15 protein-coding genes are annotated in these 21,268 nt (G+C 60.2%); 8 read left to right on the plus strand and 7 right to left on the minus strand.

The genetic code is table 11. From position 1 onward, the window contains the following. The first annotated feature begins 118 nt into the window (after positions 1-118). Positions 119-2,062, plus strand: a complete 1,944-nt coding sequence (locus tag AAEO81_RS28750; RefSeq protein ID WP_341960508.1) for a methyl-accepting chemotaxis protein — start codon at positions 119-121, stop codon at positions 2,060-2,062. 367 nt (positions 2,063-2,429) lie between these two features. Here the strand turns inward: AAEO81_RS28750 and mdoH are convergent, their stop codons facing one another. The 4 genes from mdoH to pip form a co-directional block, all read right to left on the minus strand. Further along, on the minus strand, positions 2,430-5,018 hold the full coding sequence (gene mdoH / locus AAEO81_RS28755) for a glucans biosynthesis glucosyltransferase MdoH (RefSeq protein ID WP_341960509.1): 2,589 nt from the start codon (positions 5,016-5,018) through the stop codon (positions 2,430-2,432). Next, complete coding sequence (locus tag AAEO81_RS28760) at positions 5,011-6,999, minus strand: glucan biosynthesis protein G (protein WP_341960510.1); 1,989 nt, start codon at positions 6,997-6,999, stop codon at positions 5,011-5,013. The genes mdoH and AAEO81_RS28760 overlap by 8 nt, the downstream gene beginning before the upstream one ends. 258 nt (positions 7,000-7,257) lie before the next feature. Continuing rightward, positions 7,258-7,695, minus strand: a complete 438-nt coding sequence (gene dtd / locus AAEO81_RS28765; protein ID WP_341960512.1) for a D-aminoacyl-tRNA deacylase — start codon at positions 7,693-7,695, stop codon at positions 7,258-7,260. A 142-nt stretch (positions 7,696-7,837) separates the two neighbouring features. Further along, positions 7,838-8,809, minus strand: a complete 972-nt coding sequence (gene pip, locus AAEO81_RS28770) for a prolyl aminopeptidase (protein WP_166598141.1) — start codon at positions 8,807-8,809, stop codon at positions 7,838-7,840. Between the two features lie 312 nt (positions 8,810-9,121). Here pip and AAEO81_RS28775 point away from each other — a divergent pair, with 312 nt between their 5' ends. The 5 genes from AAEO81_RS28775 to AAEO81_RS28795 all read left to right on the plus strand — a co-directional run bounded on the left by AAEO81_RS28775 (position 9,122) and on the right by AAEO81_RS28795 (position 17,913). Beyond that, positions 9,122-11,605, plus strand: a complete 2,484-nt coding sequence (locus AAEO81_RS28775; protein ID WP_341960514.1) for a glycogen/starch/alpha-glucan phosphorylase — start codon at positions 9,122-9,124, stop codon at positions 11,603-11,605. Between the two features lie 266 nt (positions 11,606-11,871). Next, on the plus strand, positions 11,872-14,733 hold the full coding sequence (locus AAEO81_RS28780; protein WP_341960516.1) for a DUF2339 domain-containing protein: 2,862 nt from the start codon (positions 11,872-11,874) through the stop codon (positions 14,731-14,733). Next, positions 14,730-16,115: a DUF3999 domain-containing protein gene (locus AAEO81_RS28785; protein WP_341960518.1), complete on the plus strand. Its 1,386-nt coding sequence runs from the start codon at positions 14,730-14,732 to the stop codon at positions 16,113-16,115. The genes AAEO81_RS28780 and AAEO81_RS28785 overlap by 4 nt, the downstream gene beginning before the upstream one ends. A gap of 182 nt (positions 16,116-16,297) precedes the next feature. After that, positions 16,298-17,308, plus strand: a complete 1,011-nt coding sequence (locus AAEO81_RS28790; RefSeq protein ID WP_166598138.1) for a class 1 fructose-bisphosphatase — start codon at positions 16,298-16,300, stop codon at positions 17,306-17,308. Positions 17,309-17,310: 2 nt separating this feature from the next. Further along, a complete protein-coding gene (locus AAEO81_RS28795) occupies positions 17,311-17,913 on the plus strand; it encodes a DUF924 family protein (RefSeq protein WP_341960520.1) in 603 nt (200 codons plus the stop codon). Positions 17,914-17,916: 3 nt separating this feature from the next. Here AAEO81_RS28795 and AAEO81_RS28800 read toward each other — a convergent pair whose 3' ends face one another. Both AAEO81_RS28800 and AAEO81_RS28805 read right to left on the minus strand, forming a co-directional pair. Then, on the minus strand, positions 17,917-18,249 hold the full coding sequence (locus tag AAEO81_RS28800) for a type II toxin-antitoxin system RelE/ParE family toxin (RefSeq protein ID WP_341960521.1): 333 nt from the start codon (positions 18,247-18,249) through the stop codon (positions 17,917-17,919). Continuing rightward, positions 18,246-18,518, minus strand: a complete 273-nt coding sequence (locus AAEO81_RS28805; RefSeq protein ID WP_341960522.1) for a type II toxin-antitoxin system Phd/YefM family antitoxin — start codon at positions 18,516-18,518, stop codon at positions 18,246-18,248. The genes AAEO81_RS28800 and AAEO81_RS28805 overlap by 4 nt, the downstream gene beginning before the upstream one ends. 229 nt (positions 18,519-18,747) lie before the next feature. Between AAEO81_RS28805 and bamE the strand changes: the two genes are divergently transcribed. Together bamE and AAEO81_RS28815 are read left to right on the plus strand one after the other, a co-directional pair. Continuing rightward, complete coding sequence (gene bamE / locus AAEO81_RS28810; RefSeq protein ID WP_081563693.1) at positions 18,748-19,002, plus strand: outer membrane protein assembly factor BamE; 255 nt, start codon at positions 18,748-18,750, stop codon at positions 19,000-19,002. 86 nt (positions 19,003-19,088) lie between these two features. Further along, entirely contained in the window at positions 19,089-19,586 is a 498-nt protein-coding gene (locus AAEO81_RS28815) for a lipocalin family protein (RefSeq protein WP_341964645.1), read from the plus strand. A 137-nt stretch (positions 19,587-19,723) separates the two neighbouring features. Here the strand turns inward: AAEO81_RS28815 and AAEO81_RS28820 are convergent, their stop codons facing one another. Next, positions 19,724-21,088 carry a formimidoylglutamate deiminase gene (locus tag AAEO81_RS28820; protein WP_341960524.1) on the minus strand — a complete coding sequence of 455 codons (1,365 nt, stop codon included), beginning with the start codon at positions 21,086-21,088 and terminating at the stop codon, positions 19,724-19,726. Positions 21,089-21,268 lie beyond the last annotated feature (180 nt).

A 21,268-nucleotide genomic window follows, 5' to 3' on the forward strand; every position in this document is an offset into this window, starting at 1 on the left:
AAATGTGTGACCCGCATCACTCCCGCCATCGCCTCAGAAATCTCCTACACCCTCTTCAGGTCACGCTCCCGCCTCCCCTGCCGATGCGCGCTTATCGCCCATCCGCAGGAGATGCACCATGTCGCAAGGAATCAACGGGGCGCTGGCCAATACCAGCGTCAAACTCAAACTGGCACTGGGCTTCGGCCTGGTATTGCTGCTGACGCTGATCATCACCCTCACAGGGTGGCACGGACTGGACGCCATGATCGAGCGTTCGGAATCGCTGACCTCCATCGCTCAGCTCAACACCATGACGGAGGATCTGCGGGCAGAGCGCATCATCTTTCGCGTCGAAAACACGGCAGCCAGTGCGACCAGCGTGCTGGACGGGATCAACGAAATCGAGGCGCATTTGGGCGTCTTGCGTAAAGGGGATCACCCCGCCGACGTACTTGACATGCTCGCCAGGCAAAGCGACACCGTGCGGTCGCTGGAGACAGCATTCAACGATCTGAGCCAACTGTTAGAGACCCGCGACGCTTCACGGCTGCACATGGACAAGCTGTCGAACACCGTGATCGCAGCCATCGATCAGGTCGAAGCCGATGTGCTGAAGGCCGTCAGCGAGGAACAGGGCAACAGCGAAAAGCTCGATGAATTCACCAACATTCTGCAATTGCGGCGGCATATTCAGGACGCGCTTTACGCCGCACAGGCCTATCTCTACAGCGGCAAAGAGACATTTGAGTCGGCAGTAATAACGGCCATCGATGAAGCGCTCAAGGAAGTCGACCAGATCATGGCCAGCCCGTCCAACACCAACGCGGCCATTCTTGAAAGCGCGAGAAAAGCCTTGGAGGACTACCGCGCGCAACTGGCTCAGCTCAAGGTGCTGCAGGTCAAAGCAGACGCTGCGCAAGGGTCGATGGCGACCTTGGGCGATACGCTGCTGGAGTCCACTGACAAGATCAGCTCACTGCAAAGCCAGCGCCGGGACAGCGATGCCGACCGGTCGCGCAACACCCTGATCGGCGTGGCACTGCTGGCTATCGTGCTGGGGCTGTTGGCCGCTTGGCTGATCACCCGGCAGATCATCCTGCCACTGCACCAGACCCTCGCAGCCGCCAAGCGGATTGCCAGCGGCGACCTGAGTGTTGACCTCGACGTGCAACGCCATGACGAAATGGGCAGTCTGCAACAAAGCATGCAGGACATGACCCTGCGACTGCGGGCGCTTATTTCGGGCATCAGTGACGGTATCGCGCAGATTGCCAGCGCCGCCACGCAGCTGTCGGCGGTAACCGAGCAGACCAGCGCCGGGGTCAACGATCAGAAACGCGAAACAGATCAGGTCGCCACGGCGATGAATCAGATGACCTCCACTGTGATGGAAGTCGCACGCAACGCCGAAGAGGCCAGCGAGGCGGCGGTGCAGGCTGATCAGCAGGCGCGGGAAGGTGATCAGGTGGTCGCAGACGCCATTGGCCAGATCGAACGGCTGGCGGTCGAGGTGGCCAATTCCACCGACGCCATGGGCAAGCTCAAGCTGGAAAGCGACAAGATCGGTGGCGTGCTGGACGTGATCAAGTCGGTGTCTCAGCAGACCAACTTGCTTGCGCTGAATGCCGCCATCGAAGCGGCCCGGGCGGGGGAAGCGGGGCGGGGGTTTGCCGTTGTCGCCGATGAAGTGCGCAGCCTGGCCTTGCGCACGCAGCAATCCACCGAAGAAATCGAACTGTTGATCGCGGCCTTGCAGAGCGGCACGCAACAGGTGGTCAGCACATTGGATGCCAGCCGCACATTGACGGATCGCAGCGTCGAGTTGAGCCGGCGGGCCGGTGCGGCGCTGGAGCACATCACCCGCACGGTCTCGACGATCCAGACCATGAACCAGCAGATCGCGACGGCAGGCGAAGAACAAAGCGTCGTCGCCGAGCAGATCAACCGGAGCGTGCTGACCGTGCGGGATGTGTCCGAACAGACGGCAGCAGCCAGCGAAGAAACCGCCGCTTCAAGCCTGGAACTGGCGCGGCTGGGGACGCATCTGCAAGAGATGGTCGGGAAGTTTCGGGTGAGCTGAACGCGCGGCTCTCTATGGCGTTCTTGCTACGAGATCGCTGTGGGAGCGAATTCATTCGCGAAAGATCGTACACCCGACGCAGATGCGTCGAATGTACCCCGCATCGTCGGATTGCCGCCCAGAATGAATTCGCTCCCACAGATTCGCTGGCGACGATGCGATTTGAGGGTCGCTCCTCCCCTGTAGGAGTGAGCTTGCTCGCGATGACGTCAGGTTGGTCAACACTGCGACATCTGACAGGACGCCTCGCGAGCAAGCTCACTCCTACAGGAAGTGCGGCTGCTGGAGGTTGTACCTGATCACACCCAAACAAAAACGCCGCCGAAGATCCCTCTCCGGCGGCGTTTTTTTGCAGCGGTTACGTCAATCAGGCATTGGCGAGCGACGGCACGTTCAGGTGTGTCGCAGGCTGCAAGGGCAGCAAAGGGGCGTGAGGATCGGCTTTCACCGACGCTCGCCAGGCCTCCAGCCACGCTTCGTTGCCTTCCGCCCAGACCGCCTCATGCAGACGCGCCAGCGCAACAGGATCGCTCAGCAATTGCAGGCGTTCGTTGTTGTTCAAGTGCTCCGGGCCGCCTTTGATGGCGTGGCGTACGCGTTCGACGCGCATCCACTCGATCGGCTCGGCGTGACGGTGACGTGAGGTTGCCAGTGCACAGGCCAGAGCGTTCTGCTGAGGATCGACCACGGCACGAACAAAGCCATCGTTCAGTGCATGCCAACGGTTCTCGTGGGTGTACTGATCAGTCGACACCAGCTCCTGCGGCGGGGTGTGCTCTTCCGGGATCAGGAACAGGCTTTCATCCTTCGCTTTCAGGCCCAGGTTGGTACGGCTGGAAATCACCGACACAGGGATCGAGAGCATCAACGAGCCGACAATCGGCACCAGCCACCACAGGAAGCTTGGGTTGAGCCAAGCCACCAGCAGCGCCCAGCCGAAGCCGAGCAATGTCTGCGGTCCATGACGCTTGACCGCTTCGCTCCACGGCGTGGAGTCGTCGTCACGTTGTGGCGAGTTCCAGGTCGCGGCCCAGCCGAGGAACGCGGCCAGCACGAAGCGGGTGTGGAAGATCATCCGCACCGGCGCCAGCAGCATGGAGAACAGCATCTCCAGGAGCATCGACATGGTGACTTTGATCCGACCGCCGTAGCCCGTCGCGCCCTTGGCCCAGATCAGGATGACGCTGAGCAGTTTCGGCAGAAACAGCAGGACAACCGTGGTCGAGAACAGCGCGACGGCTTTTTCCGGGTGCCACTGTGGCCACAACGGATAGAGCTGACGCGGCTCCAGGAAGTAGGTCGGTTCCATCAGCGTGTTGACTGCGAGCAGCGCCGTCGACAACACCAGGAACAGGAACCACAACGGCGCGGAAAGATAGGACATCACGCCCGTCAGGAACACCGCACGGTGCACCGGGTGCATGCCTTTCACCAGGAACAGGCGGAAGTTCATCAGGTTACCGTGGCACCAGCGACGGTCACGCTTGAGTTCGTCCAGCAGGTTCGGCGGCAGTTCTTCATAGCTGCCTGGCAGGTCGTAGGCAATCCACACGCCCCAACCGGCGCGGCGCATCAGCGCGGCTTCAACGAAGTCGTGAGACAGAATCGCACCGGCGAAGGCCCCCTTACCGGGCAACGGCGCCAAGGCGCAATGCTCGATAAACGGCTTCATGCGAATGATCGCGTTGTGACCCCAATAGTGGGATTCACCCAGCTGCCAGAAGTGCAAACCGGCAGTGAACAGCGGGCCATACACACGGGTGGCGAACTGCTGCATGCGGGCATACAGCGTGTCCATGCCCGAGGCACGTGGCGCGGTCTGGATGATACCGGCGTCCGGGGTCGCTTCCATCAAGCGCACCAGACTGGTCAGGCACTCGCCGCTCATCACAGAGTCGGCGTCGAGCACGACCATGTAACGATACTCGCCACCCCAGCGACGGCAGAAGTCGTCGAGGTTGCCGCTCTTACGTTTTACGCGACGGCGACGACGGCGATAGAAGATCCGGCCAAAACCATTGGTCTCGCGGCACACATCCAGCCACGCCTGTTGTTCGGCAACGGCGATGTCGGTTTCGTTGGTGTCGCTGAGGACGAAGAAGTCGAAGCGATCCAGATCGCCCGTCGCGGCAACGGACTCGAAGGTGGCACGCAGACCGGCGAAAACGCGAGGCACGTCTTCGTTACAGATCGGCATGACCAACGCAGTACGCGCACCGGCTTCAATCGGCTCATTGCCAGCGCTAGCGCCAGAGATACGGTATTTGTCGCGCCCGGTCAGCAGTTCGAGGAAGCCCATCAAGGCGGTCCAGAAACCGGCAGACACCCAGCAGAACAGAATCCCGAACATCAGCAAAATGGTGGTCTGCAGCGCGTACGGCATCACTTGAACGGCGGTTTGCCACAGAGTCTGACGGCTGATTTCGTCGAACGAGACCAGCGACCAGCCTTGGTACGGCAGGATGCCTTTCATGTAGAAACCAGCCACGATCGTCTGGCCCAGCATGAGAATCAGCAGGATGTAACGACGGATCGAACCGACCGTACGCCAGCGAGCCTTCGGCAAGTCACGCGGCAAATCGTCGTGGCTTGGCTTGGGCGGGTTGGTTTTCCCGGTCAGACGACGCCAGCCACGGTGCAGGATGTTGGTCCGCCATGGCTCCGGGACGACTTTGGTACGGCGGATCGGCGGCGTGGCTTTCAGGCAAACGCGACCGCTGGCGTCGACCGTCAGCATTTCTGCTTCGTGCAACTCGTCAGCGGTGGTCAGGGTCAGGCGACGGCCCACCGAAGCCTGAGCGGCCTCGGCGGAGTCGGTGACGGTCTGCGCCGAAAGGCGTTCATGCAGCTCAGCGAACGAGGTGCAACTGGCCAGTTCGGCCCGCTGCTCGTCACTCATTGGCAGGTGTGCGAGATACTCACTTAGAGATTCAGGCACGGCTTGTGAATTACTCATCGGCTGGCAACTGGTAGCTCCAGGTCTCGGTCAGAATCTGTTGATTCATGGCCGGGCCCTGCTGGGTGGATGCAGCCGGTGTCGCTGGCTGCGTGGTGTCTTTATTACCTTTATTCGCCTTGGCAGCATCGCCCAGCGCGGCTTCAGGTTTCGACGCTTCGTCGGACTTGGCTTCGGCAACCTTGGCAGCGTCAGCTGGCTTGGCGGCATCGGCCTTCGCGTCTTTCGCAGCAGCGTCTTTGCCATCGGCTTTCGCGTCGGCCTTGGCCACTTTGGCGTCTTTCGCATCACCGGCTTTCACAGCGTCGGTTTTGACGATTTCGGCTTTTTCGTCTTTAGGCGCGGCAGCGGCTACCGCCGGTTTGGCGTCCGCTTTTTTCTCAGGCTTCTTGTCTGCTTTGTCAGCAGTGATCAGCGCAGGTTCCTTACCAGGTTCGACCGGGGTCTCGCGCAGCAGGTAAGCGCGCAGTTCCACATTCTTGTTGGTGTCCTTGACCTTCAGGCGCAGCGTCAGGCGCCAGCCCTTGGTGACCGGGTTGTAACGCAGGTTGTTTTCGACCAGCTCGGTATTGTCGTCAGTGGTGACCTGGCTGCGGATCGCCGGGTCTTCACCCAGCTTGGCCAGGGTTGGGCCGACGAAATCGACCAAGTAGGCAACGCTGCCATCCGGCTGGCGGATCAGGTTGGACTGCTTCACGTCACCGGTGGAACGCAGGGTCTGCTTGACCCAGCCCAGATCCGGCGAGTGAATGGAATCTTCATCCATGGTCCAGTGCAGACGGTAGTTGAAGTCGATTGGCTGACCCGGCTCAGGCTGGGTTTCCGGCTTCCAGAACGCAACGATGTTGTCGTTGGTTTCATCGGCAGTCGGAATCTCGACCAGATCGACAGTCCCCTTGCCCCAGTCGCCTTTTGGCTCGATCCAGGCACTTGGGCGTTTGTCGTAGCGGTCGTCCAGGTCTTCGTAGTGGCTGAAGTTACGGCCACGTTGCAGCAAACCGAAGCCGCGCGGGTTTTCAACCGAGAAGCTGCTGACAGCCAGGTGTTTCGGGTTGTTCAGCGGACGCCAGATCCACTCGCCATTGGCAGCCTGAATCGACAGACCGCTGGAGTCGTGCAGCTCGCGACGGTAGTTGAGGACTTTCGACGGCTGGTTGGCGCCGAACAGGTACATGCTGGTCAGCGGCGCAACGCCCAACTTGCCGACCTTCTCACGCAGGTACATGCGCGACTGTACGTCGACCAGGGTGTTGGTGCCCGGACGCAGGGTCAGTTTGTAGGCACCCGTGGCGCGTGGAGAGTCCAGCAGCGCGAAGATCACCAGATGGTTGTCATCCGGGTTCGGCTTTTCGATCCAGAACTCGGTGAAACGCGGGAATTCTTCACCCGACGACATCGCGGTGTCGATGGCCATGCCACGGGCGGACAAGCCGTAAACCTGACCTTTGCCGATGACGCGGAAATAGCTCGCGCCCAGCATGGTCATGATTTCGTCTTGTTTGTCGTCCTTGTTGATCGGGTACGTCACGCGGAAACCGGCGTAGCCGAGATTTTCGGTGGACTTAGGATCGAACTTGACGTCACCAAAGCTGAAACGACTCGGATCGTATTTGATCTCGTTGACCGTCGTGGCGGTGACCTCGTTGATCTTCACCGGGGTGTCGAAGTGCATGCCCTGGTGATAGAACGAGATTTTGAACGGCGTCTTGTCAGCGGCCCACTCGGCCTTGTCCTGCAAGAAGCGGATCTTCTGGTAGTCGGCAAACTTCATGTCGCGGAATTCCGCTGGAAGGTTGCTTTTGGGGGCTACGAATTTCTGTCCGGCCAGTTCTTTGGCCTTTGTCGCCACGTCGTCAATATCGAACGCCCAGAGCTGGCTGGCGCCGAAAAGACAAAACAAAGCCGACCCGGCCAACAAGGCGCTGCGCAGGCGCTTGCCAGGGGTCTTTGGTGCATTACATGGACTAACAATCACGAGCAACCCTCGCCGAAAACAGATGAAGAAACCAACGGCCAGCTTTCAAATGCCGGGTTGGCGAGCATTGTTCCGACTCCGAAAGGGGCCAATGATTCCCCAAACGATTTCGGACCAGTCTGCGTTTTTACCGATGGGACGAGTTTTCACTCGCCTTTGTAGCGCGCGATTATCTAGTAGCCCGCGTTACAACGCATCAGGGGAAACAAAGTATTTATGGCTTTTTGCCTAATAAATTCGGGTGCATCAGGCAAAACCGGCGATTCAGGTCTCAAGCAAAAATGTCACAGGGCCATCATTCACCAAATGCACCTGCATATCCGCACCAAATTGGCCCGAAGCGACCGTTCCGTGCGAGGTTTTAGCCTTTTCCAGCAAATAGTCAAACAATTCAGCGCCGAGGGCAGGAGGCGCGGCTTTGGAGAAGCTGGGGCGCATGCCGCTTTTAGTGTCGGCGGCCAATGTGAACTGTGAAACCAGCAGTAATCCACCGCCCACGTCGTTCAATGACAGGTTCATTTTGCCGTCGGCGTCGCTGAACACCCGGTAGTTAAGCAGCTTGTGCAGCATTTTGTCGGCGCTGGCGCGAGTGTCTTGAGGTTCGACCCCCACCAGCACCAGCAACCCTTGATCAATGGCGCCCACCGTTTCGCCCGCGACATCGACGCGAGCAGAACGCACGCGCTGGAGCAAACCTTTCATTTATTCGCCTCGTATCGGAATGGTTCGCCAGACCCTGTAGGAGTGAGCTTGCTCGCGATGAGTTGGAGCAGTTATTACAGACATGACTGACAGACCGGAATCGCGAGCAAGCTCACTCCTACAGAAAGTATGCGGCCGAACTTCAAGCCTCTTCCGGCGGAAGATCGAGCAAACGCCGCGCCACTTGCGACGCTGCGCGTACCAACGCATCGGTGATGCCCGGCTCGGACGCCGCGTGGCCTGCGTCGCGAATCACCTGCAATTCGCTGTTTGGCCAGTTCTGGTGCAGTTCCCACGCGTTATCCAGCGGGCAAATCACGTCGTAGCGGCCATGCACGATGATCCCCGGCAGGTGCGCGATCTTGGGCATGTCGCGAATCAGCTGGTTTTCTTCAAGGAAGGCGTTGTTGGTGAAGTAATGGCATTCGATGCGGGCAATGGACAGCGCGCGCTGTGGCTCGGAGAAGCGGTCCACCACCAGCGGGTTCGGACGCAGTGTCGCGGTGCGACCTTCCCACGTGGACCACGCCTTGGCCGCGTGCATTTGTGCGATCTGATCGCTGCCCACCAGACGCTTGTGGAAGGCCTTGAGCAGATCGCCCCGCTCGTCCTGCGGAATCGGTGCCAGGTAATCTTGCCAGTAATCGGGGAACAGACGGCTCGCGCCTTCCTGATAGAACCAATTGATCTCCTGCGGACGGCACAGAAAGATGCCGCGAAGAATCAGGGCGTGCACACGATCAGGATGAGTCTGGGCGTAGGCCAGCGAAAGGGTCGAGCCCCACGAACCGCCAAACAGCACCCATTTGTCGATGCCCAAGTGTTTGCGAATGCGCTCAAGGTCTTCGACCAAGTGCCACGTGGTGTTGTTTTCGAGATTGGCGTGAGGGGTGGAACGGCCGCAACCGCGCTGGTCGAAGGTGATGATGCGGTACAGGTTCGGATCGAAATAGCGACGGCTCTGCGCATCGCACCCCGCACCCGGCCCGCCGTGGATGAACACCACCGGCAAGCCTTCCGGCGAGCCGCTTTCATCGACATACAGCACATGAGGCTCTTCCACTGCCAGATCGTGCCGGGCATAAGGTTTGATCTGCGGGTACAAAGTCTGCATAGGTGCTCCATAAGTCCAATTCAGGGGCTTCTATCTATCTGCCGTTGGGCATCATAAACCCGAAATGACAAATGATCATATTGGCGCAGTGAACGCCGCGTATCGTGTGCAGCGGCGGAAACTGGAACGATCGATGCAAGGTGCTTCGCAGCCTCTGACAACTTGAAAAACCGGCGAACCAGAGCGAGCTGTTCGAGTCGAACCGAGGGGCGTGCAACCGGATATTTCGCCCGATGGCAGGAAATAACCGACGACACCCCCTACAGTCATTCAACCCCATTCAATCGTCCAACCAACTTGAGGTCGTACCCGATGTCTCCGGAACCCAACGTTCGTGACGCTGAAGTGGCAGCCTTTCGTGAAGCTGTACTTACCAAACTCGAATTCGCTGTCGGCAAAGACGCCGACCATGCGTTCGACCATGACTGGTTCATGGCGATCGCCCTGGCGACTCGCGACAAGATGGCCGAGAAGTGGATGAACCACACGCGCTACATCTACCGCCAGGAAAAGAAACGCGTGTATTACCTGTCGCTGGAATTTCTGATCGGGCGACTGATGTTCGACAGCCTGAGCAACCTCGGCATTCTGGAAACCGCACGTGAAGCGCTCAAAGGCCTGAACGTCGATCTGGAAAGAATTCGCACGCTGGAACCCGATGCCGCACTGGGCAACGGCGGTCTGGGCCGCCTGGCCGCGTGCTTCATGGAGAGCATGTCCTCCCTCGGCATCGCCGGTCACGGTTACGGCATTCGTTATGAGCACGGCCTATTCCGTCAGGCCATCGTCGATGGCTGGCAGCAGGAACAGACCGAGAACTGGCTGGACTTCGGTAACCCGTGGGAGTTCGAACGTCCGGAAGTGATCTACCAGATCGGCTTTGGCGGCAGCGTTCAGCCGGTCCTCGACAGCAACGGCACGCCGGTGCTGGATGCCTCGGGCGAGACCCGTCAGGTCTGGAGCGCGGGCGAAACCGTCCGGGCGATTGCCTACGACACCCCCGTCGTCGGCTGGCGCGGCAAGGCCGTGAACACCCTGCGTCTGTGGCGTGCACGAGCGGTTGAAGACCTTCACCTCGAACGCTTCAACGCCGGTGACCACGTGGGTGCGGTGGCGGAAGTCGTGCGCGCCGAGAGTATTTCCCGCGTGCTCTATCCGAACGACAGCACCGAAGCGGGGCAGGAACTGCGCTTGCGTCAGGAATATTTCTTCGTGTCGGCCTCGCTGCAAGACCTGCTGCGTCGCCACAAGAACATGGGCTACACGATCAACAGCCTGCCTGAACACGCCGCGATCCAGATGAACGACACGCACCCGTCGATTGCCGTCGCGGAGCTGATGCGCATCTTGATCGACCTGTACGACGTGGAGTGGGACGAAGCCTGGCGCATCACCGTCGGCACCCTCGCTTACACCAACCACACGCTGTTGCCCGAGGCGCTGGAGACCTGGTCGGTCGGCCTGATGGAACGCATGCTGCCGCGCCACATGCAGATCATTTATATGATCAACGCTCAGCACATCGACGACGTGCGCCTGGAACACAAAGACGACCCGGACCTGTTCGGTCTGCTGCGCGCGGTGTCGTTGATCGAAGAAGACAACGGCCGTCGCGTGCGCATGGGCAATTTGGCGTTCATCGGTTCCCACAGCATCAACGGCGTGTCGGCCCTGCACACGCAACTGATGCGCAAGACCGTGTTCGCTCAACTGCACAAGCTGTATCCGGACCGCATCAATAACAAAACCAACGGCATCACCTTCCGCCGCTGGCTGTTCCAGTCCAACCCGCAGCTCACCTCGATGCTGGTTGAGAAACTGGGCGAACAGGTCCTCGACAACCACGAAACCGCGCTGCTCAAACTGGAGCCGTTGGCCGACAACGCCGCGTTCCAGCAAGCGTTCGCTGCGCAACGGCTGCAGAGCAAAACCGCGCTGGCCAACATCGTTCAGGAACGGCTGGGCATCACGCTCAACCCGGAAGCGCTGTTCGACGTGCAGGTGAAACGGATTCACGAATACAAGCGCCAGCTGTTGAACCTGTTCCACACCGTGGCGCTGTATCAGGCCATGCGTGCCGACCCGAGCACCGACTGGGTGCCACGCGTGAAGATTTTCGCGGGCAAGGCGGCGGCCAGTTATCACTCGGCCAAGCTGATCATCAAACTGGCGAACGACATCGCCCGGACGGTGAACAACGATCCGACCCTGCGCGGTCGCCTCAAAGTGGTGTTCCTGCCGAACTACAACGTGAGTCTGGCAGAAAGCATCATTCCGGCTGCCGACTTGTCCGAGCAGATTTCCACGGCAGGGCTCGAGGCGTCGGGCACCAGTAACATGAAGTTCGGCCTCAACGGCGCGCTGACCATCGGCACCCTGGACGGCGCCAACGTGGAGATGAGCGAGCAGGTCGGGCTGGAACACATGTTCATCTTCGGCATGACGTCGCAAGAAGTCGAAGCGCGCAAACATGCGGGCGAGTTCAACGCGCACAACGACATCGCGTCGTCGCCGCGCCTGAACGACGTGCTGCAAGCGATTCGTGGCGGGGTGTTCTCGCCGGATGACCCGTATCGCTATGCCGGGTTGATCGAGCAGTTGATCAACTACGACCGTTTCTTTGTCTGTGCGGATTTCGAGTCGTACTGGGACGCTCAGGCCCGCGTCGAAAAACGCTGGCACGAGAGCAAGGAATGGTGGCGCTCAGCGGTCCTCAACACAGCCCGCATGGGCTGGTTCTCCTCGGATCGGACGATTCGGGAGTACGCGAACGAGATCTGGCAGGCGCTGGATTGAGAAACTAAGCGCGCTCCTACATGGGCTGTCCTCCAAACGGCCCAAGCCCTGTAGGAGCGCGCTTGCCCGCGATGCATTTCGTCAGGCACTGAAAGATTGACTGGCACACCGCATTCGCGGGCAAGCGCGCTCCTACAGCTTGGGTGCCGGTCACACCTTCGTGAGCGACGCAGTTCTCGCGTCCTGACACAAAATGTTTCCTCTTCCCCAACGCCCGATATACTCCTCGCCATCGCCGTTCTGCGGCCGAAAAGGGATGTCGTCGCGTGCAATGGATTCTTCTGTTGGCTGGGTTGTTCATCGGGGCGGTGTTGGACGAATCGCTGATGGGCGGCGCTGTGGGTGCGGTTGTCGGCCTGGCTCTTGGATTGAGCTTGCGCCTCTCCTCTGTCGCGCGCGAAGCCGCTGCGCAGAAGGCCGAGCTGGCGAAAACCCGGCTTGATCTCCAAGCCGTTCAAGCACGTCTGAGCCAACTGAACTCGACAGCCACGCAACTGCCAGACACCCCTGCGCCCGCTCCGCTCGATATCCAGCCCGTCGCCGACACCGGCCCCGAACTGCTGTGGGATCTGCCGGACCTCGAACCTGAGCCTGTTGAATCCACCACTGATTCCGAATGGCGCCGCCCGGTCGATGCCCCTCCCCCGGTGCGCCCTGTTGCTCCGCCGCCAGCCCAGCCGAACCTGTTCGACAGCGCCCTGCTCCGCGCCAAGGACTGGTTGCTCGGTGGCAACACGGTGTTGCGCGTCGGCGTGGTGCTGCTGTTTCTCGGTCTGGCATTTCTGCTGCGCTACGCCACCGAAGGGATGGTCGTGCCCATCGAAGCTCGTTACGCCGGGGTCGCGGCGGCTGCGCTGGCGCTATTGGGATTGGGCTGGTGGCTGCGTCAACGCAACGAATCTTTCGCCCTGATGCTGCAAGGCACGGGCGTCGCGGTGCTGTACCTGACGGTCTTCGCCGCGATGAAAGTCCACACCCTGCTCGCCCCCGGCATGGCCTTCAGCCTGTTGGTCGCGGTGACGGTGTTCTCGGCCATTCTGGCGCTGACGCAAAACTCCCTGGCCCTCGCCTGCGTCGCCGCGCTCGGTGGTTTCGCAGCTCCGTTGCTGACGTCCTCGGGCGAAGGCAGCCATGTCGCGCTGTTCAGCTATTTCGCCCTGCTCAACGCCGGGATCTTCGCCATCGCCTGGTTCAAGGCGTGGCGCCCGCTGAACCTGATCGGCTTCGTCGGCACGTTCGGCATCGGCTGCGCGTGGGGCTTGAAGGCCTATACGCCAGAGTTGTTCTGGAGCACCGAGCCGTTCCTGATTCTGTTCTTCCTGATGTACCTGGCCATTGGCTTACTGTTCGCCCGCCGCAAGCTTCAAGAGCACGCCACTGGCCCTGAAAACGACAGTCGTGAGGCGGTCTTGCGCTGGTCGGCGAAGCACAGTCACTACGTCGACGGCAGCCTCTTATTCGGCACGCCCATCGCCGGGTTCGGGCTGCAATACGCCATCGTCCAACACATCGAATTCGGCGCGGCCTTCAGTGCCTTGGTGCTGGGCCTCCTTTATATGGGCATCGCGCGGGTGCTCGCCGGACGCGCGCCGGGCCGGGCATTGCTGCTGGTCGAAACCTGCCTGTCACTCGGGGTGGTGTTCGCGACGCTGGCCATTCCTCTGGGGCTGAGCGCGCAGTGGACGACCGTCGCATGGGCCGTCGAGGGCGCTGCGGTGTTCTGGTTGGGCATGCGCCAGAACCGCCTGCTGGCGAGGTTCTTCGGTCTGCTGCTGCAATTGGGTGCAGGCTTCGCGTTTCTCGGCATGGTGGGTCGCTGGGCTGCGTGGAACGACGGCCCGACCTTCAATCATGGCGATTTCTGGACGCCGCTGATCATCGCGCTCGCAGGCTTGATCAGCGCCTTCGTCGTCGAGCGGATCGGCACGTTGCGTCTGGCGTTCAGCGAACGCGTCCTGCAACCCGCGCTGTTGGTCTGGGGCGCGCTGTGGTGGTCGATCGCCCTGTGCGTCAGCACCTATTACGTGCCGGGCGCGCGAGAGATTCCAACGCTGTTGTTGCTGGGCGCCTTCAGTGTCGGGCTGTGGACCGTCGTGTCGCTGCGCCTCAAATGGTCGGGGCTGGCGCAGCTGTGCACGCTGTTGGCGCCCGCCAGCCTCGTGCTGCTGGCCTTGATGCTGTTCAACCCTTATTACCACCCCGCTGCAGATTGGGGCTGGCTCGGCTGGGTGGCGGTGTTCGCGGCTCATGTGCTGTCGCTGAAGAAGCTGGACGCTGTGCTCAATGGACACCTGCGCAGCGCCGCGCATGTTCTTGGGTGCTGGCTGATCCTCGGCGTGCTGTCGCTGGAATTGCGTTACGGCCTGTTGATCCTGTCGGAGTCCTACAACGCGTGGCGCTGGCTGGGTTGGGCCTTGCTGCCAAGCCTTTATTTGCTGGCGATGACCGCGCCGCGCAATGGGCCGGTGCCGTGGCCGGTCAGTGCCTACCCTCGCGAATATAGGGTCTGGGCCGCTGCGCCTCTCGCGGTCCTGATGCTGGCGTGGTTCTGGCTGGCAAACTGGTTCAGCGAAGGGGCGGCCGATCCGCTGCCTTACCTCCCGTTGATCAACCCGTTGGAGTTGGGCCTGTTGATCACCCTCACCAGTATTTTCAGCTGGACACGTCAGCAACTGCCGCAGCTGGGCGTCAGTCCCGATCATGCGCGCAAAGTGGCGCTGGTCATTGCCGGGGCTTCGGTCTTTGCCCTGGTCACCGCCATGGTCATGCGCACCGCGCATCATTGGGCGGGCGTTGCCTGGCACACCGACGCGTTGTTTGAATCGATGCGCGTGCAAGCGGGCCTTTCCATCGTCTGGACCTTGATGGCGCTGGCGCTGATGATCGGCGGCCATCTGCGCAAACAGCGGGATGTGTGGATTGTCGGCGCGGTGCTGATCGGCATCGTGGTCGCCAAACTGTTCTTCGTCGAGCTGAGCAATCGCGGCGGACTTGAGCGAATCGTCTCGTTCATCGGCGTTGGCATTCTGCTGCTCGTGGTGGGATATTTCGCACCATTGCCGCCGAAGAAACCTACGCGCAGCCCATCGTCAGACGACGTTGCGCCCAGAGATTCGGCATCGCCATGAAAATCAGGAGTTCGTTGTTGAGCCGTCAGCCCCTCGTCAAGGCCGCTGTTTTGGGATCGTTCCTGTGCGCCGCGCTGTTCGCTCAGGCCGAAGACCTGCCAGACGATTTCACCAGCCACACACCGTTGAGCGTCAGCGGCGAAGGGCCGTGGTATCGCCTTGAGCTGCCACTCGCCGCACAGTTGAACGCACGTCAAGGCAACCTCAACGACGTGCGCATTTTCAACGCCGATGGCCAGGCCCAGCCATACGCGCTCACTCTCAGTCAGCCGCAGCGCGCCGAAGACGAAACTCCCGTCGATGTGAAGTGGTTCCCCCTGTACAACAGCGACGACGCCAAGGACGCCGAGCCGAAAATCCGCGTCGAACGCACCACCACCGGTACGCTGGTCGAAGTCCAGCCCCAGAGCGAGATCGAGGCAGGCGAAGAAATCCTGCGCGGCTGGCTGCTCGACACCAGCGCCATCAACGCGCCGCTGGACCAGTTGATTCTCGACTGGAACGCCGAGCGCGACGGCTTTCAGCGATTCAGCATCGAGGCCAGCGACGACTTGCAGCACTGGAAGCGCTGGGGCGAGGGTCAGGTGGCGCGGCTGTCGTTCGCAGACGAGCGCGTCGAACAGCGCGTCGTAACCCTGCCTGGACGCAACGCTCGCTATCTGCGTCTGCTGTGGACCAACCCGCAATCGGCACCGACGCTGACGTCCGCGCAATTGGTCAGCACACGCCCCGGTGTGATGCCGCTGAGCTGGTCGCCGAGCATCACCGGGACGGTCGAGAAGTCCAGCGTGTATGTCTGGCAGCTTCCGGTGGCCCTGCCGCTGGAGCGCATGAAGGTCGACATCACTCAGCCCAACAGCCTCGCGCCGGCCACGCTGTATGGCCGTGCGGACATCAACGCCCCATGGCAGCTCATCGACGACGGCCTGCTCTACCGGCTGACTCAGAACGGTCAAGAAGTGGTGCAGGATGAAATGGCGCTGCCCGGCAATGTCGTCCGGCAACTGAAACTCGAAGTCGATGATCGTGGCGGTGGCTTGGGCAATGTAGCGCCAAAACTCAGCTTCGCCGTGCGCGCCACGCAAGTGGTGTTCCTGGGCCGAGGAGCACCGCCTTACAGCCTTGCCATCGGCAACGCGACCATCAAAGGCGCAAACCTGCCGCTCAACACGTTGGTGCCCGGCGTGACGCCGGAGAAACTGGCAGCGTTGGGCACGGCCAGATTGACCACGACGCCGGTGGCCGTTGCAGCGCCCGCCGCCCCCGTCGCCGCGGGGCCGGACTGGAAACGCATCGGCCTGTGGGGCGTGCTGGTGCTAGGGGTGATTTTTTTGGGATGGATGGCGATTGGCACGTTGCGCGCATCGAATTCGAAGCGTTGAAGCTGAACCGATCCTGCAAGTGAAAAAACGCGAACGTGGCACCTCAACTTGTCATGGTCGAACGTCTACGCTCATGTAGCCCGTGAACTCAATCACTACAGAGTCGGTCTGACAGGCAGTAATAAGTCCTTACACGCGTTAAACTGTGCGCGTTTTTTATTTCCCTTCTTCCGGAGCTCTCCATGTCCCGCGTTACCCTGAGTCGCTATCTGATTGAGCAGACCCGCAGCAATAACACTCCTGCCGATCTGCGCTTCCTTATCGAAGTGGTGGCGCGTGCGTGCAAGGAAATCAGCCACGCAGTATCCAAAGGCGCCCTGGGTGGCGTCCTCGGCAGCATGGGTACTGAGAACGTTCAAGGTGAAGTGCAGAAGAAGCTGGACGTGATGTCCAACGAAATCCTGCTGGAAGCCAACGAATGGGGCGGTCACCTGGCAGGCATGGCGTCCGAAGAAATGGACAACGCCTACCAGATTCCGGGCAAATACCCGAAGGGCGCGTACCTGCTGGTGTTCGACCCACTGGACGGCTCGTCCAACATCGACATCAACGCTCCGGTCGGCACCATCTTCTCGGTGCTGCGTTGCCCGAATGAATACCTGAGCCAGAACGAAGCCCTGAACGAAAAGGCCTTCCTGCAGCCAGGCACGCAACAGGTCGCCGCCGGTTACGCCATCTACGGTCCGCAAACCATGCTGGTCCTGACGCTGGGCGACGGCGTTAAAGGCTTCACCCTGGATCGCGAAATGGGCAGCTTCGTGCTGAGCCATGAAGACATCAAGATTCCGGAGTCCACCCAGGAATTCGCCGTCAACATGTCCAACCAGCGTCACTGGGAAGCCCCGGTCAAACGCTATGTCGAAGAGCTACTGGCCGGTGAAGAAGGCCCGCTGAAGAAGAATTACAACATGCGTTGGGTGGCTGCGATGGTCGCCGACGTGCACCGCATCCTGACCCGTGGCGGTCTGTTCATGTACCCACGCGACGCTCGCGAGCCGTCCAAGCCGGGCAAGCTGCGTTTGATGTACGAAGCCAACCCGATGTCGTTCCTCGTTGAGCAAGCGGGCGGCGCGTCCACCAACGGCCACCAGCGCATCCTCGACATCCAGCCTGAGGGCCTGCACCAGCGTGTGGCGGTGTTCCTGGGCTCGAAAGAGGAAGTGGAACGCGCAACGTCGTACCACCAGGAATAACCGTGAACTCGCCCTGGCTGCCGGTGCTGGCGTGGTGGTTCGGTTCGGCCGAGTCACCGACCGAAATCGCCAAGGCGAAAAACACGCTGTGGTTTGGCAAGAAAGCCTCTCAGGACACCGACGCGCGCCAGCGTTTCGGTGGTCTGGTCGATCAGGCGCTCCAGGGCGAATTGTCCAACTGGACTGAAACGCCCGAAGGCTGGCTCGCCTTGGTTCTGCTCCTCGACCAACTCCCTCGCATGATCTTCCGCGACAGCCCTATGGCCTATGCGGGTGACAAACGTGCTCAAGAATTGGTCCAGGAAGGACTGACGCTTGAACGGGACTTATGGCTGGCCCCGTTGCAACGCACCTTCATCTACCTCGTGCTCGAACACACCGAACACCTCGCCGCCCAGGACGACGCTATCCAGCGGTTCACCGAGCTATTGCCCTTGGTGCCAGACATTGAACGCGGGTATTTCAAACAGACCCTGGATTACGCGAAGAAACACCGCGTGGTGATCGAGAGGTTTGGGCGTTTTCCTCATCGCAATGAGGTGCTGGAGCGGGACTCGACGGAGGAAGAGATGGCGTTTTTGAAAGGGCCCGGGTCGAGGTTTTGAAGGCTACGGACTGCTGCGCAGCAGACGCTTGGTCAACAGTGAGACCATATCCCGACGCACATCCACGACCGCATGAACGAAAACGACTTCTTGGCGAATCTCGTAGATGATCCGGTTAAGACCGGAGATAACCTGCCGGTATTCACTCAAGTTCAGCATTTCAATCTCAGCAGGTACAACCCCCGCTTGTGGCGAAACGGCCAATATCCCTATGGCCTTCTTGATCTGCGCTGAAGTCTCAAACCAGACCGATTGGGAGAACCTGGTCACGACGTAATTGCGAAGCTCTTTCAAATCTGTTTTTGCAGAGTGGAGGATCACAACTTTGAAACTCATTGCGGGCCTGTCCCATCCAGCTCATCAAACACGTCGTCAACGCTTTCGAATTCGCCTCTCTCGATTTCCCTGTTGCCCAGCGCCAGTATCTTCAACAGCGCAAACGTCTCCATTTGTTCCTCGTACGTTTTCACGTCCATCACGACCAACTTTGCTTCGCCATTTTGAGTAATCAACATGGGCTCCCTGCTCTCTGAGATGCTCTTCACGATTTCGGCGGTGTGACTTTTGAGATAGCTGATCGGCTTGATTTGCGATGAAAACTTCACGGTTGAATCCCCCGAAGACAAGACGGACTGATTTTAGTCTTTATTCAGTCCTTAGCACCAACAACAATCCGATGAGCAGGTAGAAGACTTAGAATATGTCTGCTCGTGGTACGTCGTGCACGGAACCAGACCCACCCTTTCTCTTCTAAGCTTTCGGCATGACGTCAGTGCTTTGCGCCAGAGGCCAATCACTGTGACGCTGCCCCCTCTCGATTCAGGAGCTTCACCCATGTCGTTGCGATCTCTCGCGTTGTTATCGTTCTGTGTGCTGCTGGCCGCGTGCAGCAAGATCAATCAGGAAAACTATTCGAAAATCTCGGCGGGGATGTCCAAGGCGCAAATCGAACAATTGCTGGGCAGCCCGACTGAATGCTCGGGTGCGTTGGGGATGTCGAGCTGCACGTGGGGCGACCAGAAGACCTTTATCAGCGTTCAATACGCGGCCGATAAAGTCGTGCTGTATTCGGGTCAGGGGCTGAAATGAAGGTGGGTTTCATGATGCGCGCTGCCGTTGTGGCGCTGGCAACCGTCTGGTTGAGCGCCTGCGCGGTCACGCCGGAAGCGGAATCCATGGCCCCGCGCACGGCGGACCATGTGGACTTGAAACGCTATCAGGGCACTTGGTACGAACTGGCGCGGATGCCGATGTTTTTCCAGCGCAATTGCGCGCAATCCGAGGCGCATTACAAGCTGAAAGACGACGGCAACATCGCCGTGACCAACCGCTGCCGCACGCTGGACGGCAAGTGGGAAGAAGCGACCGGCACGGCGTCGCCGCAAGTTGAAGGCAAGACCGACAAGCTGTGGGTGGTGTTTGACAACTGGTTCTCGCATCTCGCGCCGGGCGTGGCCAAGGGGAATTACTGGGTGTTGTACGTCAGCGACGATTACAAGGTCGCGCTGGTCGGCAACCCGAACCGCAAATACCTGTGGCTGCTGTCGCGTACGGCCCACGTGTCGGAGTCGGTGAAGAACGAGCTGATGATGAAAGCGCAGCAGCAGGGGTATGACACGACCAAGCTGATCTGGCGGATCGAGGATTCGAAGGTGGCGAAAGCCGCCGACTGATCCCCGATTCCACTGACGTACGCACACCCTCTGTAGGAGCGAATTCATTCGCGAAGGTAGACCAGACGACAGATCAGCGTCGGATGCACCCTCGTTTCTCAAATAAATTCGCTTCTACAGACTGATCACCGCTGGTCTTACCCGAGCAATTCCTTCAACACCTGCGCAAACGCGCGGCTGCTTTCCTCTTCGTCCGCGTGCCGCCCGTCACGAATCACCCATTGGCCGTTCACCATGACTTCACGAATCTGCCGGTCGCTGCCCGCGAACAGCCAGCGGTTGAGAATGCCGTCGCCCGACGCCGTGGCCAGATACGGGTCGTTGCCATCCAGCACCAGCCAGTCAGCGCGCTTGCCGACTTCCAGTGCCCCGATCGGCTGACCCATCGCCTGCGAACCGCCCACCAGTGCGGCGTCGTAAAGGGTGCGACCAACCATCGGTTGATCCGGACGGTACAAGCGGTTGCGTCGTTGATCCCGCAGACGCTGCCCATATTCCAGCCAACGCAACTCTTCGACGACGCTGAGCGAAACGTGGCTGTCCGAACCAATGCCCCAACGTCCGCCCTGTGCGATGTAGTCCACCGCCGGGAAAATCCCGTCGCCAAGGTTCGCTTCGGTGGTCAGGCACAGCCCCGCGATGGCGCGACTTTTTGCCATCGAGGCCACTTCGTCAGCCTCGGCGTGGGTTGCGTGCACCAGGCACCAGCGCTCGTCGACCTCGACGTTCTCGTACAGCCATTGCAGCGGGCGACGACCACTCCACGCCAGGCAGTCATCGACTTCCTTCTGCTGTTCGGCAATATGAATGTGAACCGGGCATTGCTTGTCGCTGGCGGCCAGTACATCACTGATCTGCTGTGGGGTGACCGCGCGCAAGGAGTGGAAGCACAAGCCCAACGCTTGCGCAGGTTGTGCGCTGATAATCGGTTTCAGGTCCGATTGCAGGTTCAGGTAGCTTTCGGTGCTATTGATGAATCGACGCTGGCCCTCGTTGGGCGCCAGTCCGCCAAATCCCGAATGGGTGTACAGCACAGGGAGCAGGGTCATGCCGATGCCGACCGAACTCGCCGCCTGGCTGACCTGCAACGCCAGCTCGACAGGGTTGGCGTAAGGCTTGCCGTCTGCGTCCTGATGCACGTAATGGAACTCAGCGACCGAGGTGAAACCGCCCTTGAGCATTTCGATGTACAGCTGACGAGCGATGACGCCCAGTTGCTGCGGACTGATCTGGCCGACGAGGCGATACATCAAGTCGCGCCAGGTCCAAAAGCTGTCGTTGGGGTTGCCCGCCACTTCCGCCAGCCCGGCCATCGCGCGTTGGAACGCGTGGGAGTGCAGATTAGGCATGCCCGGCACCACCGGACCGTTGATCAGTTCGGCGCCCTGACGCTCGGCGTCGGACTGGACGTTGGTCAGAACACCATCAGCACCGACCTCAAAACGCACGTTATTGGCCCAGCCAGTAGGCAATAGCGCTCGTTCGGCAAAGAAAACGGACATCGTTTCGCACCCCTCGCGTGAAATTGTCTATACATATACAGACGTTTGCCTGCCCGGTAAACTGCGGCAAGCTTGTCGGCGCTCGCGTTAATGGTTAGCGTGGGCGCTGGTTACAGCGTATTCACCCACTGTTTTTGCTTATAACAAGGATTTTTCTGTGCCGACTCCGCCTGCCAATTC

The sequence above is a fragment of the Pseudomonas sp. RC10 genome (assembly GCF_038397775.1).
Lineage (GTDB): Bacteria > Pseudomonadota > Gammaproteobacteria > Pseudomonadales > Pseudomonadaceae > Aquipseudomonas > Aquipseudomonas bambusae.

Coding starts and splice junctions, on each gene's coding strand:
- AAEO81_RS28750 (WP_341960508.1), top strand. CDS start 119: ATGTCGCAAGGAATCAACGGGGCGCTGGCCAATACCAGCGTCAAACTC.
- mdoH (WP_341960509.1), bottom strand. CDS start 5,018: ATGAGTAATTCACAAGCCGTGCCTGAATCTCTAAGTGAGTATCTCGCA.
- dtd (WP_341960512.1), bottom strand. CDS start 7,695: ATGAAAGGTTTGCTCCAGCGCGTGCGTTCTGCTCGCGTCGATGTCGCG.
- pip (WP_166598141.1), bottom strand. CDS start 8,809: ATGCAGACTTTGTACCCGCAGATCAAACCTTATGCCCGGCACGATCTG.
- AAEO81_RS28775 (WP_341960514.1), top strand. CDS start 9,122: ATGTCTCCGGAACCCAACGTTCGTGACGCTGAAGTGGCAGCCTTTCGT.
- AAEO81_RS28785 (WP_341960518.1), top strand. CDS start 14,730: ATGAAAATCAGGAGTTCGTTGTTGAGCCGTCAGCCCCTCGTCAAGGCC.
- AAEO81_RS28790 (WP_166598138.1), top strand. CDS start 16,298: ATGTCCCGCGTTACCCTGAGTCGCTATCTGATTGAGCAGACCCGCAGC.
- AAEO81_RS28800 (WP_341960521.1), bottom strand. CDS start 18,249: ATGAGTTTCAAAGTTGTGATCCTCCACTCTGCAAAAACAGATTTGAAA.
- bamE (WP_081563693.1), top strand. CDS start 18,748: ATGTCGTTGCGATCTCTCGCGTTGTTATCGTTCTGTGTGCTGCTGGCC.
- AAEO81_RS28815 (WP_341964645.1), top strand. CDS start 19,089: ATGGCCCCGCGCACGGCGGACCATGTGGACTTGAAACGCTATCAGGGC.
- AAEO81_RS28820 (WP_341960524.1), bottom strand. CDS start 21,088: ATGTCCGTTTTCTTTGCCGAACGAGCGCTATTGCCTACTGGCTGGGCC.